Source organism: Thioalkalivibrio sp. ARh3, from assembly GCF_000377265.1.
GTDB classification, from domain to species: Bacteria; Pseudomonadota; Gammaproteobacteria; order Ectothiorhodospirales; family Ectothiorhodospiraceae; genus Thioalkalivibrio; species Thioalkalivibrio thiocyanoxidans.
In genome coordinates, this window is the sequence record NZ_KB897948.1 from 311,180 (window position 1) to 335,035 (window position 23,856).

Here is a 23,856-nt window from a genome sequence, read left to right on the forward strand (position 1 = left end):
GTTCCCTCGAATTTCCAGCTGTTTAACGGCGGAACGCGCCCAGCAGGCTGTCGAACAGCGAGTTGCTGACCTGGATCACCTGGGCGGCGGCCTGATAGGCCTGCTGGTAGCGGATCAGGTCGGCGGCCTCTTCATCCAGATTCACGCCCGAGACCGACTCGCGCTGGGCCTTGGCCTGCTCCAGCTGGGCATTCGCGGAATCCAGCGCCACATTGGCCTGTCGCGTACGCGTGCCGACGTTCGCGATCAGGCTGTTGTAGGCATCGCCAAAGCCGGGTACACGACGTTCGCCGTCTTCCGTCTGAACCGTGCGTGTCTCGGACAGATCGGCCATCTCGAGCATGTTGCGGTTGTCACCCGGCCGATCCTGCCCCCCTTCAACGGTAAACGTGTCCCCGTACTCCGGGGTCCCGCTCAAGGTGATCGACCAGCCATCGTCCGTCTCGATCGTTACCGTGTCCCCATTATCAATTGTTGTGCTGGCAATTGGGTTACCTTCACCGTCTTCCACCACGTACCCATCACCTTCGTCGAACCTCACAGTAGCGCCGTTCTCCAGCACATCCGGATCATAATCCTCGGAGGTGATCCGGAAGCCCTCGACGACAGCATCACCCGTGTTGTCCTCGGCCGCCGCTACGTCATGGATTGCCGCAGCCGCGGCGATCCCGCGCGGGTCATCCAGGACGACTTCGAGGTCGCGGGCACCGTTTCGGGTCGGCTGGATCAGCCAGTTGTCGCCGGGCTCGGCATTGTCCAGGTCACTGACATCCACAACGAGTCCGTCCGCCTCCAGCAGCGTGTCCCCCGGATCCAGCGAATCGACGACCTCGTTGTTGGACAGGCGAACCAGTTCGAATACGTCTTCGTCATTGACACGCAAGCGGTAGTCGGAGGTAGTCAACTCGTCGACGTTGCCAAAATCGACCGAGGGGGTCTCACCGGTGCTGTTCCCGGAACGGCCCCACACGGAGGGTTCACCAATCCCGAAGATGTCGCCACCGATCTGACCGTCCAGATCGAGGCCCTGGGCGTTCTGCTCGTTGAAGGCCTGTCCCAACTGGGTGGCGATCTGGCCCAGGGAATTCTGCGCGGTGTCGATTACGGACTCGCGCATCTCCAGGAGGCCCCCGAGTTCTCCGCCCTGCAGGAAACGGGTGATGTTCGCTACTCCACTGCCGGACTGGATCCCCACCTCCATCTTGGCCGGGTCGCCGGAGATGGAATCGGCCACCAGCGACTGGCTGTTCCCGCCCAGCACGAGCGCCTGCCCATTCCCGATAAAGACGTTCAGCGCCCCGTCGTCCTGCTCGACGGTGGTCAGGTCGACCTTCTCCGCCAGTTCGTTCAGCACGCGATCGCGCTGGTCCAGCAGGTCGTTCGGCGTGCCCTGGGTGCTCTTGGCGACGATCTCGCGGTTGAGCCCGGCCAGCGACTCAGCGAGCTGGTTGATCTCCTTGACGTTGGTCTCGATCTGCCCGTTCACGATGCGGCGCTGTTCTTCCAGACGCCCGTCGATGGCCTTGAAGCGCTCCGCCAGCGATTCGGCCTCGGTCAGGAATACCGTGCGCGCGGCATTGGAAGTCGGGTCGTTGGCCACATCGGAGGCGGCATCGAAGAAATCCTGCAGCACCGGCGCGAGGCCACTGGCGTCGTCCGCCAGCAGGTTGTCGATCCGCTTGGCCAGGTCCGCCTTCGCCTGGGCATTGGACTGCTCGGAGATACTGGTGCGCAACTGGGTGTTGACGAAGTCGTCCGAGATTCGGCGAATGGAGTCCACACCAACGCCCTGGCCCTGGTAGGAGCCACCCAGGAACTGCGGGCTCAGGTTGCCCAGCTCGGTGCGCTGACGGCTGTAGCCCTCGGTCGCGGAGTTGGCGATGTTGTTGCTGGTCGTGCCGATCGCGCGCTGAAACGCCAGCAGTGCGGAGGTCCCAATACCCGAGACGCTCATACCCCGCCCCTCCCGGTCAGGCCTGCCCAGCTGGATTTACGTGTTCGCGACATGGTCTACCCCTCGTTTCGGGTAACGGCCGGCTCGGCCAATGCTTGAGTCGGCTCCGGATTCACGTAGCCCGACAATTGGTCACGTACCCGCAGCACCTTGTCCGCGTAGGCGGGGTCAGTCGCGTAGCCGGCATCCTGCAGCTCGCGGATGTACTGGACATCGTCGCCGGCCTGCAGGGCCCGGTGGTAGCGCGGGTTGTTGCGGATGAAGTCGACATAGTCGGCGAAGGAATCCGCCGGGTCGGCGTACGCGCGGAAGCGTGCCTGCTCGCGCTGGGCCACACCGTCGCGGTACTCCAGGGTACCCACGGCCACCTGATCACCCTCCCAGCGGGAGTCGGCCTTGATGCCGAACAGGTTGAAGCTTGGCTGGCCGTTGTCGCGCGAGGGGACGTGACGCCCCCAGCCCGTCTCCAGCGCACTCTGCGCCAGCAGAATGCCGGGGTCCACGCCCAGGTCCTCGGCTGCCTCGCGTGCCAGGGGCTCCAGTGTCGCGACAAACTCGGACGGATCGCGCGGCGGCCAGTCGATCGCCAGTGGGCTTGCCTCGCCGCCCAGCCGCCGGAATTCCCCGGGTCCGGCCTCGGCATCACCCCTTGCAGGACGCATGGGCGCGACCGGCTCGAGGTCGCGCTGCTCGTCGGACAGCGGCTGGAAGCCGAGATCGCCGCGGCGTTGCGGCAGATCCAGGGCCGCCAGGCGCTCGGGATCGCGCAGGCCCTGGCCGTCCTGGGGCTGGCTCTGCTGCGACAGCTGCTGCATCAGCACCTCGCGCAGCCCGATCCCGTCGCCCTGGCTCATTGCCTTGGCGAATTCCTGATCCTGCATCTCCAGGTACATCTTGCTCTGTTCGTTGTCGAACAGCCCGTCACCCAGCGAGGCCTCGCGCATCTGCTTGAGCATCTGCCCGATCAGCATCGCCTCGAATTCACGCGCGACCGCCTCCAGCGCCTCGTCCCCGCCCCCCTGGGCGGCGCGCCCGAGGTCACGCAGGCCGCTCGGGTCGCTGGCCATGGCCGAGCGCGCCTGCATCGAGAGGTCGTGGCCGGAGGAAATCATCAGATGACCACCAGCTCCGCGCGCAGGGCACCCGCCTCGCGCAAGGCCTCGAGGATCGCGACCAGGTCGCCGGGGGCCGCCCCCACGTTGTTCACGGCGCGCACGATCTCGTCCAGCGAAGTCCCGGGGTCGAACAGGAACATCGTGCTGTCTTCCTGTTCGATCGCGATATCGGTTTGTGGCTGCACCACGGTTTCGCCCTCGGCGAACGGCAGTGGCTGGACGACCTGCGGGGCCTCGGTAATGGTCACCGTCAGGCTGCCATGGGAAACGGCCGCCGGCGTCACCTGCACACTCGATCCGATCACTACGGTCCCGGTACGAGAGTTCACGATGACCCGCGCCGGGGGCGCGCCACGCTCGATGGGCAGATTCTCCAGTTCCGCGACAAAACCCACGCGCTGATCCGGATTCTGGGGGGCGCGCACCCGCACCGAAGACCCGTCCATGGCCTGCGCCACACCAGGGCCGAACGTATCGTTAACCGTCTCCACGAGACGATTGGCGGTGGTGAAATCCGGCCGGTTGAGGTTGAGCGTCACGTATTCGCCCTGGGCAAACGCGGTGGGCACCTCGCGCTCGACTGTCGCGCCGTTCGGGATGCGCCCGACACTGGGCACGTTCACGGTGATGCGCGAGCCATCCTGCCCCTCGGCACCGAAGCCGCCCACGACCAGGTTGCCCTGCGCGATGCTGTAGGTCTCCCCGTCGGCGCCCTTGAGCGGCGTCATCAGCAGGGTCCCGCCCCTCAGGCTCGTTGCATTCCCCATCGAGGAGACGGTCACGTCAATCCGCTGACCGGGCTTGGAGAACGGGGGCAGTTCGGCCGTGACCATCACAGCCGCGACATTGCGCAGCTGCGGGTTGCCAGCCTCGGGGGTCAGCCCCAGCTGGCCGAGCATGTTGTTCAGGCTCTGGATGGTGAACGGGGTCTGCGTGGTCTGGTCGCCCGTACCGTCCAGACCCACGACCAGACCGTAGCCCACCAGCTGGTTCTCGCGCACGCCGAACACGCTGGCCACGTCCTTGACCCGCTCGGTGTAGGTGCGTTCCTGCATCGCGGCCTGCTGCTGGATGGCCGTCTGGGCCTGGGCCCCGGCGATCCCGCCCAGCAGCAGCCCGATGGCGGCCATCAGACCGGGGAGCACACGCCCTGCGACGCGGCGCATGCTGCGCTGATGCGACTTGTACCCTGTTCGTTGCATCTCGGCTCTCCCGCTCAGAACGGCCACCAGGGGCTATTGAAGAAGCGGGTGATCCACCCGGGCGTATTGCTGTCGGCCAGTACCCCCGTGCCGCCGTAGTAGACCCGTGCATTGGCCACCTGCGTCGACAGGACGGTGTTGTTGGTCGTCACGTCCACCGGGCGCACGATGCCGCGAAAGCGCACGTACTCCTCGCCCTGGTTGATGCCCAGCCACTTCTCGCCCTGTACCACGAGATTGCCGTTCGGCAGCACCTCGGCCACGGTCACGGTGATCTCGCCATCGAGCTGATTGCTCTGCGAGGAATCGCCGGAGCCGTCAAAGTCACGGGTGCTGGTATTGCTGGCCCCGAACAGCGGGCGGCCTCGGTGGGTCGCCTCGCCACCGAAAGCCTGCAGGTTGCCGAGGTCCAGGTTCGAGTCCTTCTGCGTGGAGGTGGAGGCGGATTTCTGGGCCTGGGTGCTCTCGGCCAGGATCACGGTCAGGATGTCGCCCACCTGACGTGCCTTGTAGTCCTCGAACAGGCCCTGCTGATGCGCGACCTGGTAGATGCCGCCATTGTTCTGGGCCTGCGGCACCGGCTGCGGGGGCATCACGGGGTTGTAGTCCGGGTTGTCGCCGGGCATGGTCGGCTGGGTGGCGGCGCAGGCGGACAGCACCGCCACGGCCGCCAGGCCCAGGATCGGTCGCATCAGGATCTCAAGGCGGTTCATCGCGCTACCCGATCGTCTGGTTGATGAACTGCAGCGACTGGTCGGCCGCGGAGATCGCCTTGGAGTTGACCTCGTAGGCGCGCTGGGTCTCGATCATGTTCACCAGCTCCTCGGCGATATTCACGTTCGAGGTCTCCAGCGAGCCTTGCACCAGGGTGCCGGTGCCGTTCAGACCGGGCTGGGCCTGCTGGGCGACACCGGAGGCCGCGGTCTCCTGGAACAGGTTCTCGCCGATCGCCTGCAGTCCCGCCGGGTTCACAAAGTCCGCCAGCTGGATGTTCCCCAGCTCCACCGGTTCGGCCTGCCCCGGGATCTGCGCGGTCACGGTCCCGTCCTTGCCGATCGCCAGCGACTGGGTATCTTCCGGCACGAACAGGCCGGGCTGCAGCGGATAGCCGTTGGACATCACCACCTCGCCATCGGCATTCAGCTGGAAGCTCCCGTCACGCGTGTAGCCGATATCGCCGTTGGGCATCATGACCTGGAAGAAGCCCCGTCCCTCGATCGCGACATCCAGCGAGTTGTCGGTCTGCTGCAGGTTGCCCTGGGTGAACATCTTCTCGGTGGACACGGCGCGCACGCCGGTACCAACCTGCAGACCCGAAGGCAGTTGCTGATCCTGGGTGGCCTGCGCGCCCGGCTGGCGCACGGTCTGGTAGATCAGGTCCTCGAACACCGCGCGGTCCTTCTTGAAGCCGGTGGTGTTCACGTTGGCCAGGTTGTTCGAGACCGTCGACATGCGCGTGTGCTGCGCGTCGAGGCCGGTCTTGGCAATCCACAGTGCCTGGTTCATGGTGTTCTCCTGTCAGTCCTGCAATGGGGGCCGCGTCAGCCGAGGCCCAGCAGCCGGTTGCTGCTTTGTTCCAGCGTGTTGGCGCTGTCCATCATCTTGACCTGCATCTCGAAGTGGCGGGACAGCTCGATCATCCGCGTCAGCGCCTCGACGGTGTTCACGTTGCTGCCTTCGAGCATGCCCGAGACCACCCGTACCTCGGCATCCACTGGCGCCTCGCCGCCATCGGCCATGCGGAACAGGCCGTCATCGCCGCGCTCCAGCTCGTTCACGTCCGGATTCACCAGGCGGATGCGTTCGATCGCGGCCAGGGCCTCCGGACCCACGCCCTGTGGGCGGACGCTGATCGTGCCGTCGGTGCCGATCTCGATCTTCTCCGCCGGCGGCACCGCGATCGGGCCGCCATCCCCAAGAACCTGATGCCCCTGCGCCGTGCGCAACAGGCCAAAGGCATCCACATGCAGGGAACCCGCACGGGTGTAGCCTTCCTCGCCGTCCGGTCCCTGCACGGCGATGAAGCCCTCGTCCTCGATCGCGATATCCAGTTCGCGCCCGGTGCTCTGCATCTGTCCCTTGGAGAAGTCCGTGCCGTCGGTGCCAAGCTGTGCATAGTCGCGCGAGTCGAATACCGGACCACGCACGGGGACGGTGTTCGCGTTGGCCAGCGCCTGGCGAAAGCCGTCGGTATTGGCGTTCGCCAGGTTGTGGTTGTTGACCGCCTGCGCGTGCATGGTCTCCTTCGCGCCGGACATCGCGATGTAGAGAAATCGATCCATGCCTGTGCCCTCGTGTCCCTGTCCCTGACCTAACGGATGTTGATGATGGTCTGGGTGACCTGATCGGCCGTGGAGATCGTCTGCGCGTTCGCCTGGAAGTTGCGCTGAGCGGTGATCAGGTTTACGAGCTCCTGGGCGATATCGACGTTCGAGGCCTCCAGGGCACCGGCCTGGATCTCGCCCAGGTTGCCACTGCCCGGCGCACCCAACGTCCGATCACCGGCGGCGAACGTCTCCGCCCAGAGGTTGTTGCCCAGCTGCTCGAGCCCCTGGGGATTGCGGAAATTGGCCATCGCGACCTGCCCCAGCACCGAGGACTGGCCGTTGGTGAAGCGCGCGAACACCGCACCACTGGAGTCGATGTCCACCCCCGTCAGGTTGCCCGAGGCAAAGCCGTTCTGGCCCAGGTCGTTGACCGCAAAATCCCCCCCGTACTGCGTCGTACCGCTAAAATCGATCTCGAATACAAGTTCTTCGGCACCATTACCCAGGTCGTCACTCGGTACGACTACCTCCGCCAGTTCGGGATCGACGCTCTGCAGGCCTCCACTGCCGTCGAACTCCAGAGCGAACGATCCATATTCCGTCCCATCCACAGCTACGTGGGCTGTCCACTCGCCCTGTTCCTCGCCCTTGACGAAGTAAAGGCTCGCATCACGTGAAGTCCCTAGAGAGTCGTAGATCGTCAGGGACGTCGAGTAGTTATAGCTATCCGGCTCATCAACGCTGAAGTCTTCCTCCGGGGGGGGCTCGGCGCCCGACTGCAGGTTGAGCAAGGCCTCGATCTCACTGGTGGCCTGCGGAGCCGAAGCCCCCGTCTGTAACCGAATATCGTCTGAATCCGAGCCGAAATCCGTGTCGGTACTGCCGGGATCCTGTGCGGAAAAGCCCTGCAGTCTCTGCCCCTGGTTGTTCACCAGATAGCCATCACGGTCGACCTGGAACTCACCAGCACGGGTGTAGTAATTGCCGCCCTGATCGCTGACCATAAAAAAGCCCTCGCCATCGATCGCGAGGTCCAGGCCGTTCTCGGTGAACTCCATGCGTCCCTGCGAGAACTGCTGGGATACATCCAGCAACCGCGAGCCGCCGCCGGTCGCGGTCTGACTGACGCCACCAAAACTCTGGGCGAAGACATCACCAAACTCCGCGCGCGAGCGCTTGAAGCCCGTAGTGCCGGCATTCGAGACGTTGTTGCCGGTGGTCTGCAGGTCGGCCTGTGCCGAGTTCAGTCCGCTCAATCCGATATTGAAGGGCATACTGGTCTACCTCCGTTAGAGTCCGTCAGCTGCTGATGCGCCGGACATCCGAGAAATTGATCTCGCCAAGGCCACGGACCATCAGGCCCAGGCTGGAATCGTCACCTACCGAAACGCTCTCGACGCGGGCGTCGAGGAACACATCCACTGCTTCATTGCCGGAACCGCTCTGGGCCGACGCCCGGAATTCATATACGCCCGGGGCCGCCGGCGTCCCGTCATCGCGCAGGCCATCCCAGGTGAACTCCTGCAACCCCTCGCTGGCCGAGCCCAGGTTCATGCTGCGGATACGCTCGCCCGTCGGGCTGTACACCTCGACCTGCAACTGGCCGGTCGACTGTTCCAGATCCACCGCGCCACGCACCGCGCCATCCGCCCCGAGTTCGCCGAATTCCGTCGGGACCAACACGTCCTTCCCGACCAGGGAGGCTGCCTGCAGGGTCTGGCTCTGCCCCATGGACTGCGCCAGTTGCTCGAACGACTTGGACAGCTCCTCGATCCCGGTCACCGTCGAGAACTGCGCCATCTGGCCGATGAATTCGCCGTTCTCCATCGGTTCGAACGGATCCTGGTTCTGCAGCTGGGTCGTCATCAGCTTGAGGAAGTCGGACTGCCCCAGGCGGTCATCGGCCCCCTCGTCCTTCTGGGGACGAGACAGCCCCAGGCGGTCCAGCATGTCGGGTGAAATCTGTGTCATGTACGAACTCCGCTTTAGCCCTGGCCGATCTGCAGCGTGCGCTGCAGCAGCTGGCGCGAGGTCTCCATTACCTCGACGTTCGCTTCATAGTTGCGCGAGGCCGACATCATGTTGGCCATCTCCTCGACGACGCTGATCGCGGGCCGGAAGATGTAGCCATCTTCGTTGGCCTGCGGGTGGTTCGGTTCGTAGTGCGGCTGCGGCGGCGCCTGCGATTCGTCAATGCCCGCCACCCGCACGCCGTTGGAGGCACCATTCGGGTCGGCCTGATTCATCACCGTCTGGAACAGCACCTGCTTCGACCGGTAGGCCTCGTCGGGGCTGCTCGCCACGGTATTGGCATTGGCGAGATTCGACGCGACGGTGTTCAGTCGCACCGACTGCGCGCTCAGCGCCGAGGCCGAGGTGTTGAACAGCTTGAACAGATCACTCACGAAATCACTCTCCCGTAGCCATCAACGACGGCCCTACTAGCGCTCGCCCCGCAGGGCATCACGGATGCCGGAAACCCGGCGGTTCAGGAACTCGAGGCTGCTCTGGTACTGCAGGGAGTTTTCGGCAAAGGCCGCGCGCTCGAGTTGCGGGTCCACGGTGTTGCCATCCAGCGACGGCTGCGACGGCACGCGATAAAGCGTCTCCATCGATCCGTTGGCACTACCCGCACCGCCGGAGCCGATGTGGCCCTGATGCGTGCTCGCCATCGGCATGTTGCCGCCCTCGCCGGCAGCCGCCTGCAGCACCGAGCGAAAGTCGATATCGCGCGCCTTGTAGTTCGGCGTATCGGAATTCGCGATATTCGAGGCCAGCAGCTCCATCCGCTTCGCACGGACGTTCACCGCCTCCGGCAGGATGCCCATCGCCTTGTCGAGAGAAAGACTCATCCGTCGTACCCCGTCCGCCTGTGGCGCACTTCAGGTTCCTCGGGACGAAACCGCTTCGCCCCGCACGACAGGGACGAAGCAATTGGTGTGCCACTATGGGCTGATGGATGTCTGGAGAGGGGTGCCGCGGTCGTGGGGGACGACCGGGTGGCGCAGCGCCAAAGGCGCGTCAGCCCTTCAGGCGAAGGACCGAGCCGTACTCGGTGCGCACCGTTTCGAAGGCCTGGGTGTAGGGGCCCGCGGTCTCGGAAGCGCCAAGAAACAGATAGCCACCGGGATTCATCTGGCGGGCGATTCCGTCAAGAACCTGGCGCTTGGTCTCGGCGGAGAAGTAGATCAACACGTTGCGGCAGAACACGATGTCGAACTTTCCCAGGGCCGCGTAGCTGTCGATCAGGTTGAGTTTCTGGAAACGGCAGCGGCGCTGGATCTCCGGACGTACGCGGTGCCCATCGGCCACGGTCTCGAAAAAGCGGGCGCGGCGCGCTTCGCTCAGGCCGCGCACGATGCTCAGCCCGTCGTAGACCGCGCGCCGGGCATCGTCCAGGATCTTCTCCGACAGGTCCGTACCCACGATCGACACCGGCACCACCCGCCTGGGCCTCGACTCTTCCCACTCGGACACCACCATGGAGATGCTGTAGGCCTCCTGCCCGCTGGAGCAGCCGGCCGACCAGACCTTGATCCCCGCGCCCTTCTCCGCGCGCTCCGGGAGCAGCACATGACGCAGGATCTCGAACGGGAAACCATCGCGGAACCAGGAGGTTTCGTTCGTCGTCATCGCGTCGATCACCCGCGTGCGCAGGCGCGGGTTTGGGGCCTGGCGCATCGCGTGCAGGAGCTCCGGGACGCTCTTGTAGCCGAACTCGTCCAGCAGCCGCGAAAGACGGCTCGACACGAGATACTGACGGCTGTCGCCCAGCACCAAGCCACAGCACTCGGAGAGGAAACGCGAGAACTCCTCGTAGTCGCGCGAATCGATCACGAAGTCATCCCTGAAGCTCGGAGATACGGACGAACAGGCACGTTGATGACGAATCCTTGACAGCGGGGCCCAAGAATCCAACCGGGGCACGACCGCCCCCTGCTGGACGGGTGCAGTATACGTGCAACCGCGCGCCCGCTGACAGCATCACACCAGGTAATGGAGGCGGCGCGCGATGGCCGCCGGCGCTCACACGGCCGGCAATCCCCTTCCGCCCCCATGCCACAACGCTTGAATCTGCCGATTGACACAGGCCGCGGGGACACCGGTTTCAATCCTTGCGGGTCTGCTCAAGCACGGCTTCGGCCAGCTCATCGGGATTGAACTTGGACAGGAACGCATCCGCCCCTGCCCGCTTGACCATATCGGTATTGAACTCCCCGCTCAGAGAGGAGTGGAGCAACACCCTCAGGTCCTTCAGCCGGTCGTTCGTCCGAATCCGGGCCGTCAGGGTATAGCCATCCATCCGCGGCATCTCGATGTCCGAGATGACCATCTCCACCACATCGCCCACATTGCCGGCCTCGGCCTGCTCTTCAAGATAGTCCAGTGCCTCGCGACCATCCTTGAAGACCAGGTATTCCCAGCCAAGACCCTTGATGGCACCCTCGATCTGCTTGCGGGCGACCAGCGAGTCATCGACGATCACGATCTTGCGCTTCCCGATCCGCTCGCGCTCTTCGTCGGCCTCCGCGCGCACCGCGTCGGACACGTTAATGGGCAACGGATTGACGATCGACAGCACCCGTTCGACATCGATGATCTCGACCAGCTTGTCGTCGATCTCGGTCACGGCGACCAGGAAGGACTCGCGCCCGGTCCCCCGTGGTGGCGACTTTACGTCTTCCCAGTTGACGTTGACGATCCGGTCCACGGCCGAGACCCAGAAGCCCTGCACCGACCGGTTGAATTCGGTCACCACCACCTTGTGGTCGTCCGTTTCGCCCACGGCCGTGCGCAGCCCCATCGCGCGTGCAAGGTCAATGATGGGGACCGTCCCGCCTCGCAGGGTGGCCACACCCCGCACGACGCTCAGTGAACCGGGAATCTGCCGCAACGGTGGTGAAGGGATGACCTCGCGCACCTTGAACACGTTGATCCCGAAGGTCTGCGAGCTCCCCAGATGAAACAGGAGCAGCTCCATACGGTTCTGCCCCACCAGCTGGGTCCGTTGATTCACATCGTCAATGAATTGACTCATTGCCCTGCACTCCCCCTTCGCCCGGCGACTCGCCACCTCGACCCGCCGGACCCAGTGTGCACCCCCAGGACCGGCGCTGTCATGCCACAAACCGCCGCTGTATGCCGATTGCATGCGTTATTGACCCGGTAACGGCCACGCCCCGCCACTCTTGAGGATGCAACACTAACCGTCTGGCATGTTTTCTGCTTGTGTCTGCCCGAAAACCTCTCGATTATCGACGAGCCGGCGCGCACGCAGACCATGAATGAGCCATTTCTCCAACCCGTTGTTCGCTCCCGGTGGCTCGCGGCCGCGGCAGGGATCTTTCTGGCCCTGGGATCCATCCCCGCTCAGGCGGAGATCGAGGCGGTGGAGAACATCCGTCTGGCGGCCGAACGTTTCATCCATGACGAGCTCGACATCACACCGGGGGACGAAGCGGTGGAGGTCCAGATCGGTCGTCTGGACAATCGCCTGCGTCTCGCGCGCTGCAGCAAGGCCCTGGAGACGCAGTTCCCGCCCGGCGGACGTCGCGACGGCAATACAGCGGTCCAGGTGCAGTGCGAAGCACCCGTGAGCTGGTCGATCTATGTGCCGGTTACCGTCGAGCGCTATGCCGAAGTCCTGGTCGCGAACCGCAACCTGCGACGCCAGCACACGATCCTGCCGGGCGACCTGCGCACCAAGCGCATACAGACCTCGCGGCACGCCGGCAGCTATTTCGAGGACAAGGGTGAACTGGTGGGGCTTCAGACCCGACGCAACATCCGCCCGGGACAGATCCTCGGCCAGCAACACGTGACCCAGCGCGAGGTGGTCAGCCGCGGCCAGCGCGTCACCATACTGGCCGAGAACGGTTCGGTGGCGATCCGCATGCAGGGCGAGGCGCTGGAGAATGGCGTCCTCGGCGACCGCATCCGCGTGAAGAACAGCTCGTCGGGGCGCATCGTGGAAGGAGAGGTCCTGGAGTCCGGACATGTCCGCGTGGCCCTGTAGAATGGCGGAACATCGCCATGGATCGCCGCCACGAACTGTGAAGCGATTCGAAAATTCATACCTCAAGGGGCTACAGTTTCAGCCGGTGCTGCCGTAAACCTCTGCAGTAGAATTGCAAAAACAGGAAACCGAACCATGGATATCAAAGGCCCGAACAACCCCGGCCTGCGCCCGGACGGCAACACCTCGAGCGTAAAGGGCCGAGACGAGACCTCCCGGCCCGACGCAGGCGCCCAGGGCAACTCCTCGGCGCCGATACGCCAGGACGACTCCGTCACCCTGACCGGTGCGGCGCAGGCGATGAACGCCGCCTCCGGGGCCGCCAGCAACGCCCCGTTCGACGAGGCGCGGGTCGCCGAGTTGCGCGAAGCCATCTCCAACGGCGAGTACCCGGTGGACAACGAACAGCTGGCCGATCGCATGATCGAGCTGGAAAGCCTGTTGCGCTAATCGAGACCCGACAATGTCGCCCGAACAGCGCCACGCCTTTCTCCGCTCGCTGGAGGCCTCGATCCGACTGAGCCATCAGATGGAGGACATCCTGCTGCAGGAGACCCGCGCCGTGGAATCGCGCGCCCCCGAGACCCTGCGCGAGGTCGTGGCCCAGAAGCAGACGCTCCTGCAGGAGCTGGAGACCGAGAGCCGGCGACAGCGCGAAACCATCGAGGCCGCCGGTGAAACCTACACGCCCGAGGGACTCGCGCGGCTGTTCAGCCGGCTCGAGAGCGGCGCCGAGCTGGAGGACCACTGGCAGGCGCTGCGCCGTTCGGTGGAGCGCTGCAATACCCTCAACCAGGGCAACGCCCGACTCATCGATCGCGACCGGCGGCGCGTGGAGATGTCCATTCAGATCCTGCGCGGCGAGGAACCCGGACCGGCCCCCACCTATGACCCCTACGGCCGCACCCAGTCCGGCAGTCGCACTGGCCGGCGCATCACCCGCGCATGACCCGCGCGCATCCTCCGCGCGCCCCTTTCACTCCTCTCCCGCGCAAACGCGGGGCTGGCATTCCGGACAGCCGGGCAGTACCGTGCGGCTTGGCCCAATAACGACCACAACGCCACGCATGGACGAGACCGACTACACTGTCGACCGGCCGGAACGGATTGCCGGCATCCTCAAGGACCTGGACCACAAACTCACCCTCGTCAACGTCCGTCTCGACGACGACGGCCCGCTGTACAACTCCGCCCTGATCCGGCTTGATTCCGAGGGCCGCGAACTCTTCCTCGACGAACTCACGCCCGTTGAGGCCAATCGCCACGTCGAGATGGGCACCCGGATGCGGGTCTTCGCCAGCCTGCGCGGGGTCGCCGTGCGCTTTTCCACCGTCGTCTCGCGCACCGAGCGCGAGGACGCCGGGGTGCTCTACGTCTGCCCCTACCCCGAGACCCTGCAATATCTCCAGCGACGCGAGACCTTTCGCGTACATATCCCGATTAGTCAGCGCCCGCGCGTGGAATTGCAGTACGGCGAATGGGAAGAGCCCGGTATCGGCGATCTCGCCGACCTCTCGGCCGAGGGCATGTGCGTGGAGGTCCCACAGGAGTGGGTTGAGGCCCTCGAGATCGGGACCCCGATGCGCTTCGAGAACCTGCTGCTGCCGGATGTAGGGGAGCGCCTCGGCGGCGACCTGCGCCTGGCGAACCGCCGCCGCAGCCCGCGCGACGGGCATGTGTATGCAGGCTTTCAGATCACCGGGATGAACCAGTGGCTGGAACGGCAGCTCAACATTGCCCTGCTCCACTACCAGCGCGAGGCGCGACGACGGTCGATGGAGTAACAGCCCGGCCCCTCCATCTCAGCCCGGACACAAAAAAGGCCGCTCGATGCGGCCTTTTTATTTACCTGAAGAATAACCTTCAAGTGCTTGAATTTGGTCGGGACGGCAGGATTTGAACCTGCGACCCTCTGCACCCCATGCAGATGCGCTACCAGACTGCGCTACGCCCCGAAGCCGCGAATCATATCCGATTCCCCGCGCCCACGAAAGGCATCAGGCCCGTAGCACGCGCAGAACCGATTCCAGTTCCGAGATCGTATCCTGGATAATCTGGCGCGCCTGCTGGTGATCGCCCTTCGCCTCGTCGCCCGAGAGCTTCTGTCGTGCACCATTGATCGTATAGCCCTCTTCGTACAGCAGAGCCCGAATCTGGCGAATGAGGATCACGTCCTGGCGCTGGTAGTAGCGCCGATTGCCCCGCCGCTTGACCGGCTCGAGCATCGGGAATTCCTGTTCCCAGTAGCGCAGCACATGGGGCTTCACCTGACACAGCTCGGCCACCTCGCCAATGGTGAAGTAGCGTTTGCCCGGGATCGCGGGCAGTTCCTGGTGGTTACTCGCTTCCAGCATAGCTTTCGACCCTCTCGCGCAGCTTCTGGCCCGGGCGGAAGGTGACCACGCGGCGCGCGGAGACCGGGATCTCCTCGCCGGTCTTCGGATTGCGACCGGGGCGCTGGTTCTTGTCGCGGAGGATGAAGTTGCCGAAGCCCGAGAGCTTCACACCCTCGCCTTCTTCCAGCGACTGGCGCATCTCCTCGAAGAACATCTCGACGAATTCCTTGGCCTCACGCTTGTTGAGACCCAGTTCTTCGTTCAGCGTGGCGGCGAGATCCGCCTTCGTCACTGCTGCCATGGAATCACTGCCTCAGGGTTGCCTGGAAGCGAGCGTGGAGATGCTCGACGACCTTGTCGGTGACGCTTGCCACGTCCTGTTCGCCTAGGGTGCGATCAAAAGCCCGCAAAATCAAGCCCAAAGCGAGGCTCTTCTCGTCCGGATTCAACCCCTTGCCTCGGTAGACATCGAACATTCGGACATCCTGCACCAGATCCAGCTCCAGTTCCTCGATAGCACTCAGCACATCGCCGGCCGGAACGGTCTCCTTTACCACAAGGGCCAGATCCCGACGGATCGAGGGATACGGTGACAACGGCGCGAACTGCGCAACCGGTGCGCGCAGGATCGCCCGGGCATCGAGATCGAACAGATATACCGGCTCCACATCGAACTGCTTGCACAGGGCCGGGTGCAGACGCCCCACCCAGCCGATCGGGCGATCACCCTTCAGAATCCGGGCGGACTGCCCGTCGTGGAGCGCCGGATGCTTCTGGGCACGAAAGCCCAGCGGTGCATCCACGGAGGCACAAAGCGCCTCGACCACCCCCTTGGCATCGAAGAAATCGACCCGGCGCGACGGGGCCTCCCAGTGCTCCGGCTGCGCCCGACCACCCAGCAGGCCCGCGAGGCGCGGCTCCTGGCGCAGACCAGAGGCATCCGGCACGAAACGCAGGCCATGCTCGAACAGGCGCAGGTCCGGCTGCTGGCGCGCCTGGTTATAGGCCGCGGTGGCAACCAGGCCGGGCCACAGGCCGGGGCGCATCACCGCCAGATCACTGGAGATCGGGTTCGCCAGCCCCAGCGGCTCCACCGTGGGATAGAAGGCCCGCGACGCCTCGGCACCAATAAAGCTGAAGCTGATGACCTCGTGAAAGCCCTGTTGTGCCAACTGGTCGCGCAGCCCGCGCAGGGCCGATGGGCGCTCGGCCGGCGCCACCGGGGACGGCAGGCGCTGCGGCAGACGGTCGAAGCCATGCACCCGGGCCAGTTCCTCGATCAGATCCTCCTCGCGCTCCAAATCGAAGCGCGCACGGGGGGCCCGGACCTGCCAGCCATCGTCTGTGGACTCGACCTGGCAAGCCAGCGCGGCCAGGATACGCTCGACCTCTTCATCCTCGAACGTCACACCGAGCAGCCGCTCGATACGCGGCCGACGCAGCTGGATGGGCTGTTCGAAATGAGAGGACGGCAACTCGCCGGCACGCTCCACCGGCCCGCACTGTCCGCCACAGATCTCCAGCAGCAGACGCGTGGCGCGCTCCATGGCCTGCTCGACCAGGGTCGGATCCACGCCACGTTCAAAGCGATGCGAGGCATCGGTATGCAGGCCATGGGCCCGCGCCCGCCCGGCCAGTGCCAGCGGGGCAAAGTGGGCGCACTCGAGAACCACCCGCGTCGTGTCATCGTCCACGGCGCTGTCGGCGCCGCCCATGATCCCGGCCAGCGCCACCGGAGCGGTCGCCGAGGCAATCACCAGGTCCTGCTCGCCCAGTTCGACGGTCTGGTCCCCGCCCAACAGGGTCAGCGACTCGCCGGATCGCGCCCAGCGCACCTCGATGGTGTCGCCCAGACGGCCTGCGTCGAACGCATGCAGGGGCTGCCCGAGTTCGAGCATCACATAGTTGGTGACGTCCACGATCGCGCTGAGCGGGCGCACGCCTGCCCGTCGCAGGCGTTCGGTCATCCACAGCGGCGTGGGCGCACGCGCATCCAGTCCGTCCAGCACCCGCGCCGCGTACAGCGGGCAGGCCTCGGCGTCTTCGACCCGTATCGCCATGCCTGCGTCGAGCTCCGCCCCGGTCTGCTCGGCCACGTTCTCGTTCAACGGCCGGTCCAGCAGCGCCGAGCATTCGCGGGCAATCCCCCGCATCCCGAGACAGTCGGCCCGGTTCGGCGTGAGATCGACTTCCAGGATGTAATCATCCAGGCCCAGCGCCGTGCGCAGATCCGCGCCGATCTCGAGATCCGCGGGGAGTGCGAGCAGGCCCTCGGCATCCTCCGCAAGCCCCAGTTCGCGCGCCGAGCACAGCATGCCCGCGGAGGCGACACCGCGCAGCTTCGACTTCTTGATCCTGAAGTTGTCGGGCAGCACCGCACCGACCACCGCAACCGGCGCCACCATGCCTTCGTGCACATTGGGCGCGCCGCAGACGATCGTCAGCGGTTCGGCCTCCCCCGCCTCGACCTGGCAGACGCGCAGGCGATCGGCATCCGGATGCGGCTCCACCTTCGCCACCCGGCCCACGCGTACGCCACTGAACGCGGGTGCCGCCGCCTCGATCGCGTCCAGCTCCAGCCCCGCCATGGTCAGGCGATGGCCCAGCTCTTCGGGGGTCTCGTCGATCTGCAGCCAGTCCCGCAGCCACTGAATACTGATGCGCATTAGCCGGTCCGTCCGAATTGGCGAATGAATCGGATGTCGTTGTCGAAGAACAGGCGCAGGTCATTCACGCCGTGGCGCAGCATCGCCATGCGCTCGACCCCGAGGCCGAAGGCAAAGCCGGTGTACTGCTCCGGGTCGATGCCCACATGGCCCAGCACGTTCGGGTGCACCATCCCGCAGCCCATCACCTCCAGCCAGCCGGTATGACTGCACACCCGGCAGCCGTCACCGCCGCAGTGCACGCACTGGATATCGACCTCGGCCGAGGGCTCGGTAAACGGGAAGTACGACGGACGAAAGCGCGTGGCCAGGTCGTCGCGGTCGAAGAAGCTCTGCAGGAACGCGCTCAAGACACCGCGCAGGTCCGCGAAGGTGATGTCCTCGTCCACACAAAGCCCCTCCACCTGGTGAAACATCGGGCTGTGCGTCAGATCCGAGTCGCAGCGGTAGACCCGCCCCGGCGCGATCACGCGTAGCGGCGGCTTCTGCTGTTCCATGGTGCGGATCTGCACTGGCGAGGTATGGGTGCGCAGGACGCGGTGGGCGTCGAAGTAGAACGTGTCGTGCATCGCCCGCGCCGGGTGATGCTCGGGGATGTTCAGGGCCTCGAAGTTGTGGAAGTCGTCCTCGACTTCGGGGCCCTCGGCCACGCGGAATCCCAGCCCGGCGAAGAACGCCTCGATGCGCTCCAGCGTATGGGTAATCGGGTGCAGCGAACCCTCCGGCAGACGACGGCCCGGCAGGGTCACGTCCACCTGCTCGCTGGCCAGTTGCTCGGCTAGGGCGCTGTCGGCCAGGGCCTGCTTGCGGGCCTCGATCAGGCCGGCGACCTCGGTCTTGGCCTCGTTGACCTTCTGGCCGGCGGCCGGGCGTTCGTCCGCCGGCAGCTTGCCAAGCTCCTTCAGCTGGGCGGTAATCGAGCCTTTCTTGCCCAGGTACTGCACCCGGACATCATCCAGCGCCTTCAGGTCAGTGGCCGCCTCAATGCGGTCGCGGGCCTCGGCGACGAGCTGTTGCAGTTGCTCCACGTGCATTCCCCGAAAGTGATGGGCGACGGTTGCCCGCCGTCCCGGTGTTCCCTGTCCCCGAAACAAAAAAGGGAGGGCGTCGACCCTCCCCTTTCCGGGACCCGCCAGGCAGCGCCCGGCGGGTAATCCTGCAGGACCTCGTCAGGCCGGCAGTGCGGCCTTGGCCTTTTCCGCGATCTTGCCGAAGGCGGTCAGGTCGTGCACGGCCAGATCGGCCAGGCTCTTGCGGTCGATCTCGATCTCGGCCTTCTTCAGACCCGCCATCAGGCGGCTGTAGGAGAGATCGAACTGACGGGCCGCCGCATTGATACGGACGATCCACAGCGACCGGAACTGGCGCTTCTTCTGGCGACGGTCACGGTAGGCATACTGGCCGGCCTTGATGACGGCCTGATTCGCAACGCGGAAGACGTTCTTCCGGGCGCCATAGTAGCCCTTGGCCTGTTTGAGGACCTTCTTGTGACGGGCGTGAGCGGTTACACCGCGCTTGACTCGTGGCATGTCTTTCTTCCTCGGTCAGATCAACGGTACGGCAGCATTTTGCGCACGGCGGCGACATCCGCCTCGTGCACCATGGCCGGACTGCGCAGTTGACGCTTACGCTTGGTGGATTTCTTGGTCAGGATGTGGCTGCGGTGCGACTGGAACCGCTTGTACTTCCCGGACCCGGTACGGGTGAAGCGCTTGGCCGCACCCCGATTGGTCTTGATCTTCGGCATTACGTTCTCCGGCATTTTGGGCCGTACCCGATTCGGGCCGGCCGTTTGTGAAAAGGCGATACGGGTATGCGGAGACCCGACCGCCCTTGTTGTCTGACCGGCCTACTTCTTCTTGCCGGTCAGCACCATGATCATCTGGCGTCCTTCCATCTTCGGTCGCTGCTCGACGACCGCGATATCGGACATGTCCTGCTCAATCTTGTCGAGCAGTTCGCCACCCAGCTCCTGGTGGCGCATCTCGCGCCCGCGGAAGCGGATCGTGACCTTGCCCTTGTCGCCGGCCTCGATGAAGCGGCGCAGGTTGCGAAGCTTGACGTTGTAGTCGCCCTCGTCCGTACCCGGACGAAACTTCACTTCCTTGATCTGGATCTGCTTCTGCTTCTTCTTGGCTTCCTGCGCCTTCTTTGCCTGCTCGAACTTGAACTTGCCGTAGTCCATGATCCGGCACACAGGCGGATCGGCATTCGGCGAGATTTCGACCAGATCGAGTCCGGATTCCTGGGCCAGTTCCAGGGCCTCGGGGGTTCCGAAAATGCCCCGGTTCTCGCCTTCGGCGTCGATCAACCGAATCTTGGGTACGTTGATCTGATCGTTCAGGCGGACGGTCTTGGCTGCGCTAATAGCCTTTTCTCCAATTCAAGTCAGTGTTGCCGGTTCGCGACTTCTTCCCGAAGCCGCGTGGCGAAATCCTCCAGGCTCATCGAGCCGAGGTCTTCGCCGCTGCGCGTACGGACCGCGACCTGGCCGTTTTCCATCTCGCGGTCGCCCAGCACCAGCAGGTACGGCACGCGCTTGAGCGTGTGCTCGCGAATCTTAAAGCCGATCTTCTCGTTTCTCAAGTCCGCCTCGACGCGGAAACCCTTGTCGCGCAGCGCTTTGGTCACCTCTTCGGCGTAGGCATCCTGACGCTCGGTGATGGTCAGCACCTCGGCCTGCACGGGGGCCAGCCAGGTCGGGAAGTGCCCGGCGTAGTGCTCGATCAGCACGCCGAAGAAGCGCTCCACCGAGCCGAGCAGCGCGCGGTGGATCATGATCGGGCGCCGGCGTTCGTTGTCCTCGGCCACGTATTCCATGTCGAAGCGCTCGGGCAGATTGAAGTCCAGCTGCACCGTGGAGCACTGCCATTCGCGGCCGATCGCGTCGTGGATTTTGATGTCGATCTTCGGCCCGTAGAAGGCGCCGCCGCCCTCGTCTACCGAATACTCCAGCCCCTTCTTCTCGATCGCCGAGCGCAGCGAGGCGGTCGCGTGCTCCCAGATCGCATCGGAACCGACCGCGTCCTCGGGCTTGGTCGAGAGGTTCACGTCGAACTTCTCGAACCCGAAGGTCTGCAGCACCTCGAGCGTCAGGTCGATGACCGCCATCACCTCGGCCTCGATCTGGTCCTCGCGGCAGAAGATGTGGGCGTCGTCCTGGGTAAAGCCGCGCACACGCATCAGCCCGTGCAGCGCGCCGGACATCTCGCGACGGTACACCGTGCCCATCTCCGCCCAGCGCAGCGGCAGATCGCGGTAGGAATGCAGCCGGTCCTTGTACATCAGCACGTGGAACGGGCAGTTCATCGGCTTGAGCTGGAAGGCCTGGTGCTCGTCCTCCATCGGCTCGTACATGGACTCGGCGTAGAAGTCCGCGTGGCCGGAGGTCTTCCACAGCTCCAGGTTCGCGATGTGCGGCGACACGACGAAGTCGTAACCCGCCTTCTCGTGCATGTCGTACCAGTACTTTTCGATCTCGCGGCGGATGCGCGCGCCCTTCGGGTGCCAGAACACCAGGCCGCCACCGGCCTCGTCCTGGATCGAGAACAGGTCCAGCTCCTGGCCGATCTTGCGGTGGTCGCGGCGCTCGGCCTCCTTCAGGCGTTCCAGGTATTCCTTCAGCTGGTCCTTGTTCGGCCAGGCGGTGCCATAGATGCGCTGCAGCATCTCGTTGTCGGAATTGCCACGCCAGTAGGCACCGGCCACCTTGGTCAGCTTGAAGGCCTTCAGCTTGCCGGTGGACGGGATATGCGGGCCGCGGCAGAGATCGACGAAGTCGCCCTGCTTGTACAGCGAGATGTTCTCGCCCTGGGGGATCGACGCGATGATCTCGGCCTTGTACGCCTCGCCCATGTCGCGGAAGTACTTCACCGCCTCGTCGCGGTCCATCAGCGAGCGCTCCACCGGCAGGTCCTGCTTGGCCAGCTCCTTCATGCGCTTCTCGATCTTCTCCAGATCCTCCGGCGTGAAGCCGCGGTCATAGGCAAAGTCGTAGTAGAAGCCGTTCTCGATGGTCGGGCCGATGGTGACCTGCGCGTCGGGAAAGAGCTGCTTGACCGCCTGCGCCATCAGGTGCGCGGTCGAATGCCGGATGATCTCCACCCCCTCCGGGTCGCGGTCGGTCACGATCGCGAGTTCGGCGTCGTCGTCGATCTCGTGGCGGGCATCCACCAGCTGGCCGTTCACCTTGCCGGCCAAGGTCGCCTTGGCGAGGCCTGGACCAATGTCCTTGGCGACATCCAGCACGGTGACCGGGTGATCGAACTCGCGGCGGCTGCCGTCGGGGAGGGTTACTGCGGGCATTGCGAGGCTCCTTCGCCGACCCATACGCGGGGTCGAACGTCGCGTATCAGAAATTGAGGATTGCCGGAACGACAACGGCGCGAAGCGTATCACACGCCCCGCGCCGTCGGCAGGTTTCCCGGCCTGCAGCCGGGATTCCAGAGTGGACCCTTACATGTTCTCTTCGATGAACAGGTAGGTCCGATTCACGTTCGGACGGTGCCAGTCGTCGTAGTGGCGCAGATGCTCGAACTCTTCAAGGTCCGCCAGCCGCTCCACCACCTCGTCCAGCGACTCCCAGTCCTCGATCCCGGCCTTCACCTCGCGCACCAGCAGCGTGAGGTAGTCGCCGGTATCCTGGCGCGCCTCGGCCATGTCGGTGGCCCGCCCATGGCCTGGCACCACGATCTCGGGATCGATCGATTCCAGATGCCGGAAGGCCTCCAGCTTCTCCACCGGATTGCTCCAGGGATGGATGCCCAGCATGCGCTCGGTGTAGACGATGTCGCCGGTGAACACGACATCCTCGCCCGGCAGGTGGACCATGATATCGCCCGGGAAATGGGCATCCCCGGCATAGATCAGCTCGAAGTCCACTCCGCCGACCGTCAGGGTGTGTTCGTCGGCGTCAATCGGATCCGGGGCCGGGACTGGCTCGGTCCCTTCCATGGCCCCTTCTCCCACGGCATTCGCCAGGGACTCGATCTGCCCCTCGCCGCGTTCGGCCTGCGTGGCCGCAGTGCGCTGCAGCGCGACCAGTTCCGCACCCTGCTCGTGGAAGTAGCCATTGCCCAGCCAGCGGTGATCCTGGGAACCCACCGAGATCACATGCGTGATCGGCTGATCCGTGACCTCCGCGATGGCCTCGGCCATGCGCTCGGCGACTTTATAGCTCGGCCCCGAGTCGATCAGCACGACGCCCTCGTCAGTGACGACGAAGCCCGTATTGTTGGTGAAGCCCAGATTCTCCGGCGTGCGGTTCTCCAGCGAGCCGTAGAAATACCAGACACGATCCGTCAGCTGGATCGGCTCCAGCACCTTCTCGATAGGCCGGTCACGCGGCTCTTCGTTCTCTTCCTCGGCCTGCGCAATCAGGGCCAGGCCCATCAGCACAACGGCCAGCACTGGCAAGGCGGCCCAGCGCCCCTTCAATCGCCTGTCCATTCAACCATCCTCAATCAACAGTTATCGACTTGTCGGCTGTAAAGCCTGCGCATGCGTCGCGGGTACTTTGGCCCTCGAACGACCGTTCGGACCGTTATTGACTGGACCCAGTATATCCGTTGGCCCACCTACTTCAGGCAGGGCTCACGTCAGCCCCTTCGCTGCTCGTCCCCCGCCGAACCACGCAACGCGCGCACGACCCACCGCGCCGCCAGCGGGAACAGACCCACGGCCACCAGTGAGGCAATCAGGCCGGGCGAGAAAATCCCTTCGGGCCCATCCAGACGGCTGATCTGAGTACCGGCATTGGCAAAGACGATCGTGGCCGGGAGCATCCCCAGTTGCGAGACCCAGTAATAGGTCCACGTCCGGATGCGCATCAGCCCCATGCCCGCGTTGATCACAAAGAAGGGGAAAGCCGGCGTCAGGCGCAACGCAAACAGGTAATAGGCCCCCTCGCGGTCGAAACCACGATTGATGGGTTCCAGCCGGTCCGCGAATCGGCGCTGCAGGGGCTCGCGCGCGATCGTGCGTGCCAGAAGGAACGTCAGCGTCGCGCCCAGCGTGGAGGCAAAGGACGACAGCACGCTGCCCCAGAACACGCCGAAGATGGCCCCGCCCGCCAGCGTCATGACGACGATACCGGGCAGCGACAGCGCCGCCACGATTACATACACGAAGAAGAACACCACCGCCGCCAACAGCGGCCGCGCCTCACGGTGGCCCTCCAGATCCCCCTGGGCCGCCTGCAGACGCTCGAACTCCAGGAAACGGCCGAGGTCGAGCGCGAAAAACACGATCAATGCGACCACCGCAAGGATCGCCACCACCCAGTACGTTCGATTCACCTGC

The 23,856-nt window shown here is 64.8% G+C and carries 26 protein-coding genes and 1 tRNA gene; 4 read left to right on the top strand and 23 right to left on the bottom strand.

Features of this window, described 5'->3' with window-relative positions; translation table 11 throughout:
- Nucleotides 1-22 precede the first annotated feature (22 nt).
- The 12 genes from flgK to C995_RS0106325 all read right to left on the bottom strand — a co-directional run bounded on the left by flgK (nt 23) and on the right by C995_RS0106325 (nt 11,576).
- On the bottom strand, nt 23-1,954 hold the full coding sequence (gene flgK / locus C995_RS0106270) for a flagellar hook-associated protein FlgK (RefSeq protein ID WP_018864111.1): 1,932 nt from the start codon (nt 1,952-1,954) through the stop codon (nt 23-25).
- Nucleotides 1,955-2,010: 56 nt separating this feature from the next.
- The gene (flgJ, locus tag C995_RS0106275; RefSeq protein ID WP_018864112.1) at nt 2,011-3,066 is read right to left on the bottom strand and encodes a flagellar assembly peptidoglycan hydrolase FlgJ; all 1,056 of its coding nucleotides are present in this window, start codon (nt 3,064-3,066) and stop codon (nt 2,011-2,013) included.
- On the bottom strand, nt 3,066-4,235 hold the full coding sequence (locus C995_RS0106280) for a flagellar basal body P-ring protein FlgI (RefSeq protein WP_018864113.1): 1,170 nt from the start codon (nt 4,233-4,235) through the stop codon (nt 3,066-3,068). The genes flgJ and C995_RS0106280 overlap by 1 nt, the downstream gene beginning before the upstream one ends.
- 50 nt (nt 4,236-4,285) lie before the next feature.
- The gene (gene flgH / locus C995_RS0106285) at nt 4,286-4,984 is read right to left on the bottom strand and encodes a flagellar basal body L-ring protein FlgH (RefSeq protein WP_018864114.1); all 699 of its coding nucleotides are present in this window, start codon (nt 4,982-4,984) and stop codon (nt 4,286-4,288) included.
- Nucleotides 4,985-4,988: 4 nt separating this feature from the next.
- On the bottom strand, nt 4,989-5,777 hold the full coding sequence (gene flgG, locus C995_RS0106290; protein ID WP_018864115.1) for a flagellar basal-body rod protein FlgG: 789 nt from the start codon (nt 5,775-5,777) through the stop codon (nt 4,989-4,991).
- Nucleotides 5,778-5,812: 35 nt separating this feature from the next.
- A complete protein-coding gene (flgF, locus tag C995_RS0106295; RefSeq protein ID WP_018864116.1) occupies nt 5,813-6,553 on the bottom strand; it encodes a flagellar basal-body rod protein FlgF in 741 nt (246 codons plus the stop codon).
- 29 nt (nt 6,554-6,582) lie between these two features.
- Nucleotides 6,583-7,812 (bottom strand): flagellar hook protein FlgE, encoded by a 1,230-nt coding sequence (gene flgE, locus C995_RS0106300; RefSeq protein WP_018864117.1) that lies wholly within the window; start codon nt 7,810-7,812, stop codon nt 6,583-6,585.
- A gap of 25 nt (nt 7,813-7,837) precedes the next feature.
- Nucleotides 7,838-8,509, bottom strand: a complete 672-nt coding sequence (locus tag C995_RS0106305; protein WP_018864118.1) for a flagellar hook assembly protein FlgD — start codon at nt 8,507-8,509, stop codon at nt 7,838-7,840.
- Nucleotides 8,510-8,523: 14 nt separating this feature from the next.
- Nucleotides 8,524-8,943 (bottom strand): flagellar basal body rod protein FlgC, encoded by a 420-nt coding sequence (flgC, locus tag C995_RS0106310; protein WP_018864119.1) that lies wholly within the window; start codon nt 8,941-8,943, stop codon nt 8,524-8,526.
- 36 nt (nt 8,944-8,979) lie between these two features.
- Nucleotides 8,980-9,390, bottom strand: coding sequence for a flagellar basal body rod protein FlgB (flgB, locus tag C995_RS0106315; protein ID WP_038070408.1), 411 nt, complete (start codon nt 9,388-9,390; stop codon nt 8,980-8,982).
- Nucleotides 9,391-9,559: 169 nt separating this feature from the next.
- Nucleotides 9,560-10,375 (bottom strand): protein-glutamate O-methyltransferase CheR, encoded by an 816-nt coding sequence (locus C995_RS0106320; protein WP_018864121.1) that lies wholly within the window; start codon nt 10,373-10,375, stop codon nt 9,560-9,562.
- Between the two features lie 271 nt (nt 10,376-10,646).
- Nucleotides 10,647-11,576: a chemotaxis protein gene (locus tag C995_RS0106325; protein ID WP_018864122.1), complete on the bottom strand. Its 930-nt coding sequence runs from the start codon at nt 11,574-11,576 to the stop codon at nt 10,647-10,649.
- Nucleotides 11,577-11,819: 243 nt separating this feature from the next.
- Here C995_RS0106325 and flgA point away from each other — a divergent pair, with 243 nt between their 5' ends.
- The 4 genes from flgA to C995_RS0106345 all read left to right on the top strand — a co-directional run bounded on the left by flgA (nt 11,820) and on the right by C995_RS0106345 (nt 14,338).
- Nucleotides 11,820-12,554, top strand: a complete 735-nt coding sequence (flgA, locus tag C995_RS0106330; RefSeq protein WP_026278982.1) for a flagellar basal body P-ring formation chaperone FlgA — start codon at nt 11,820-11,822, stop codon at nt 12,552-12,554.
- A 135-nt stretch (nt 12,555-12,689) separates the two neighbouring features.
- On the top strand, nt 12,690-13,004 hold the full coding sequence (flgM, locus tag C995_RS0106335) for a flagellar biosynthesis anti-sigma factor FlgM (RefSeq protein ID WP_018864124.1): 315 nt from the start codon (nt 12,690-12,692) through the stop codon (nt 13,002-13,004).
- A gap of 13 nt (nt 13,005-13,017) precedes the next feature.
- Nucleotides 13,018-13,503 carry a flagella synthesis protein FlgN gene (locus C995_RS0106340; RefSeq protein ID WP_018864125.1) on the top strand — a complete coding sequence of 162 codons (486 nt, stop codon included), beginning with the start codon at nt 13,018-13,020 and terminating at the stop codon, nt 13,501-13,503.
- Between the two features lie 118 nt (nt 13,504-13,621).
- Nucleotides 13,622-14,338, top strand: coding sequence for a flagellar brake protein (locus C995_RS0106345; RefSeq protein WP_018864126.1), 717 nt, complete (start codon nt 13,622-13,624; stop codon nt 14,336-14,338).
- Between the two features lie 94 nt (nt 14,339-14,432).
- Here C995_RS0106345 and C995_RS0106350 read toward each other — a convergent pair.
- From C995_RS0106350 to C995_RS0106400, 11 genes are all read right to left on the bottom strand, one after another.
- Nucleotides 14,433-14,509: transfer RNA gene (locus C995_RS0106350), tRNA-Pro, on the bottom strand.
- 42 nt (nt 14,510-14,551) lie between these two features.
- A complete protein-coding gene (locus C995_RS0106355) occupies nt 14,552-14,908 on the bottom strand; it encodes a MerR family transcriptional regulator (RefSeq protein WP_018864127.1) in 357 nt (118 codons plus the stop codon).
- The gene (locus C995_RS0106360; RefSeq protein WP_018139153.1) at nt 14,892-15,191 is read right to left on the bottom strand and encodes an integration host factor subunit alpha; all 300 of its coding nucleotides are present in this window, start codon (nt 15,189-15,191) and stop codon (nt 14,892-14,894) included. Before C995_RS0106360 ends, C995_RS0106355 begins: the two co-directional genes overlap by 17 nt.
- Before the next feature lie 4 nt (nt 15,192-15,195).
- The gene (gene pheT, locus C995_RS0106365) at nt 15,196-17,556 is read right to left on the bottom strand and encodes a phenylalanine--tRNA ligase subunit beta (protein ID WP_018864128.1); all 2,361 of its coding nucleotides are present in this window, start codon (nt 17,554-17,556) and stop codon (nt 15,196-15,198) included.
- On the bottom strand, nt 17,556-18,584 hold the full coding sequence (gene pheS / locus C995_RS0106370) for a phenylalanine--tRNA ligase subunit alpha (protein ID WP_026278983.1): 1,029 nt from the start codon (nt 18,582-18,584) through the stop codon (nt 17,556-17,558). The genes pheT and pheS overlap by 1 nt, the downstream gene beginning before the upstream one ends.
- A gap of 141 nt (nt 18,585-18,725) precedes the next feature.
- The gene (gene rplT / locus C995_RS0106375) at nt 18,726-19,085 is read right to left on the bottom strand and encodes a 50S ribosomal protein L20 (RefSeq protein WP_017925358.1); all 360 of its coding nucleotides are present in this window, start codon (nt 19,083-19,085) and stop codon (nt 18,726-18,728) included.
- A 20-nt stretch (nt 19,086-19,105) separates the two neighbouring features.
- Entirely contained in the window at nt 19,106-19,303 is a 198-nt protein-coding gene (rpmI, locus tag C995_RS0106380; protein WP_018864130.1) for a 50S ribosomal protein L35, read from the bottom strand.
- 102 nt (nt 19,304-19,405) lie between these two features.
- Nucleotides 19,406-19,939, bottom strand: coding sequence for a translation initiation factor IF-3 (gene infC, locus C995_RS0106385; RefSeq protein WP_081618874.1), 534 nt, complete (start codon nt 19,937-19,939; stop codon nt 19,406-19,408).
- A 5-nt stretch (nt 19,940-19,944) separates the two neighbouring features.
- Complete coding sequence (gene thrS, locus C995_RS0106390; RefSeq protein ID WP_018864132.1) at nt 19,945-21,861, bottom strand: threonine--tRNA ligase; 1,917 nt, start codon at nt 21,859-21,861, stop codon at nt 19,945-19,947.
- A gap of 150 nt (nt 21,862-22,011) precedes the next feature.
- Nucleotides 22,012-23,004 carry an MBL fold metallo-hydrolase gene (locus C995_RS0106395; protein WP_018864133.1) on the bottom strand — a complete coding sequence of 331 codons (993 nt, stop codon included), beginning with the start codon at nt 23,002-23,004 and terminating at the stop codon, nt 22,012-22,014.
- A gap of 149 nt (nt 23,005-23,153) precedes the next feature.
- Nucleotides 23,154-23,834 carry a TVP38/TMEM64 family protein gene (locus tag C995_RS0106400; protein ID WP_026278986.1) on the bottom strand — a complete coding sequence of 227 codons (681 nt, stop codon included), beginning with the start codon at nt 23,832-23,834 and terminating at the stop codon, nt 23,154-23,156.
- Nucleotides 23,835-23,856: the final 22 nt, after the last annotated feature.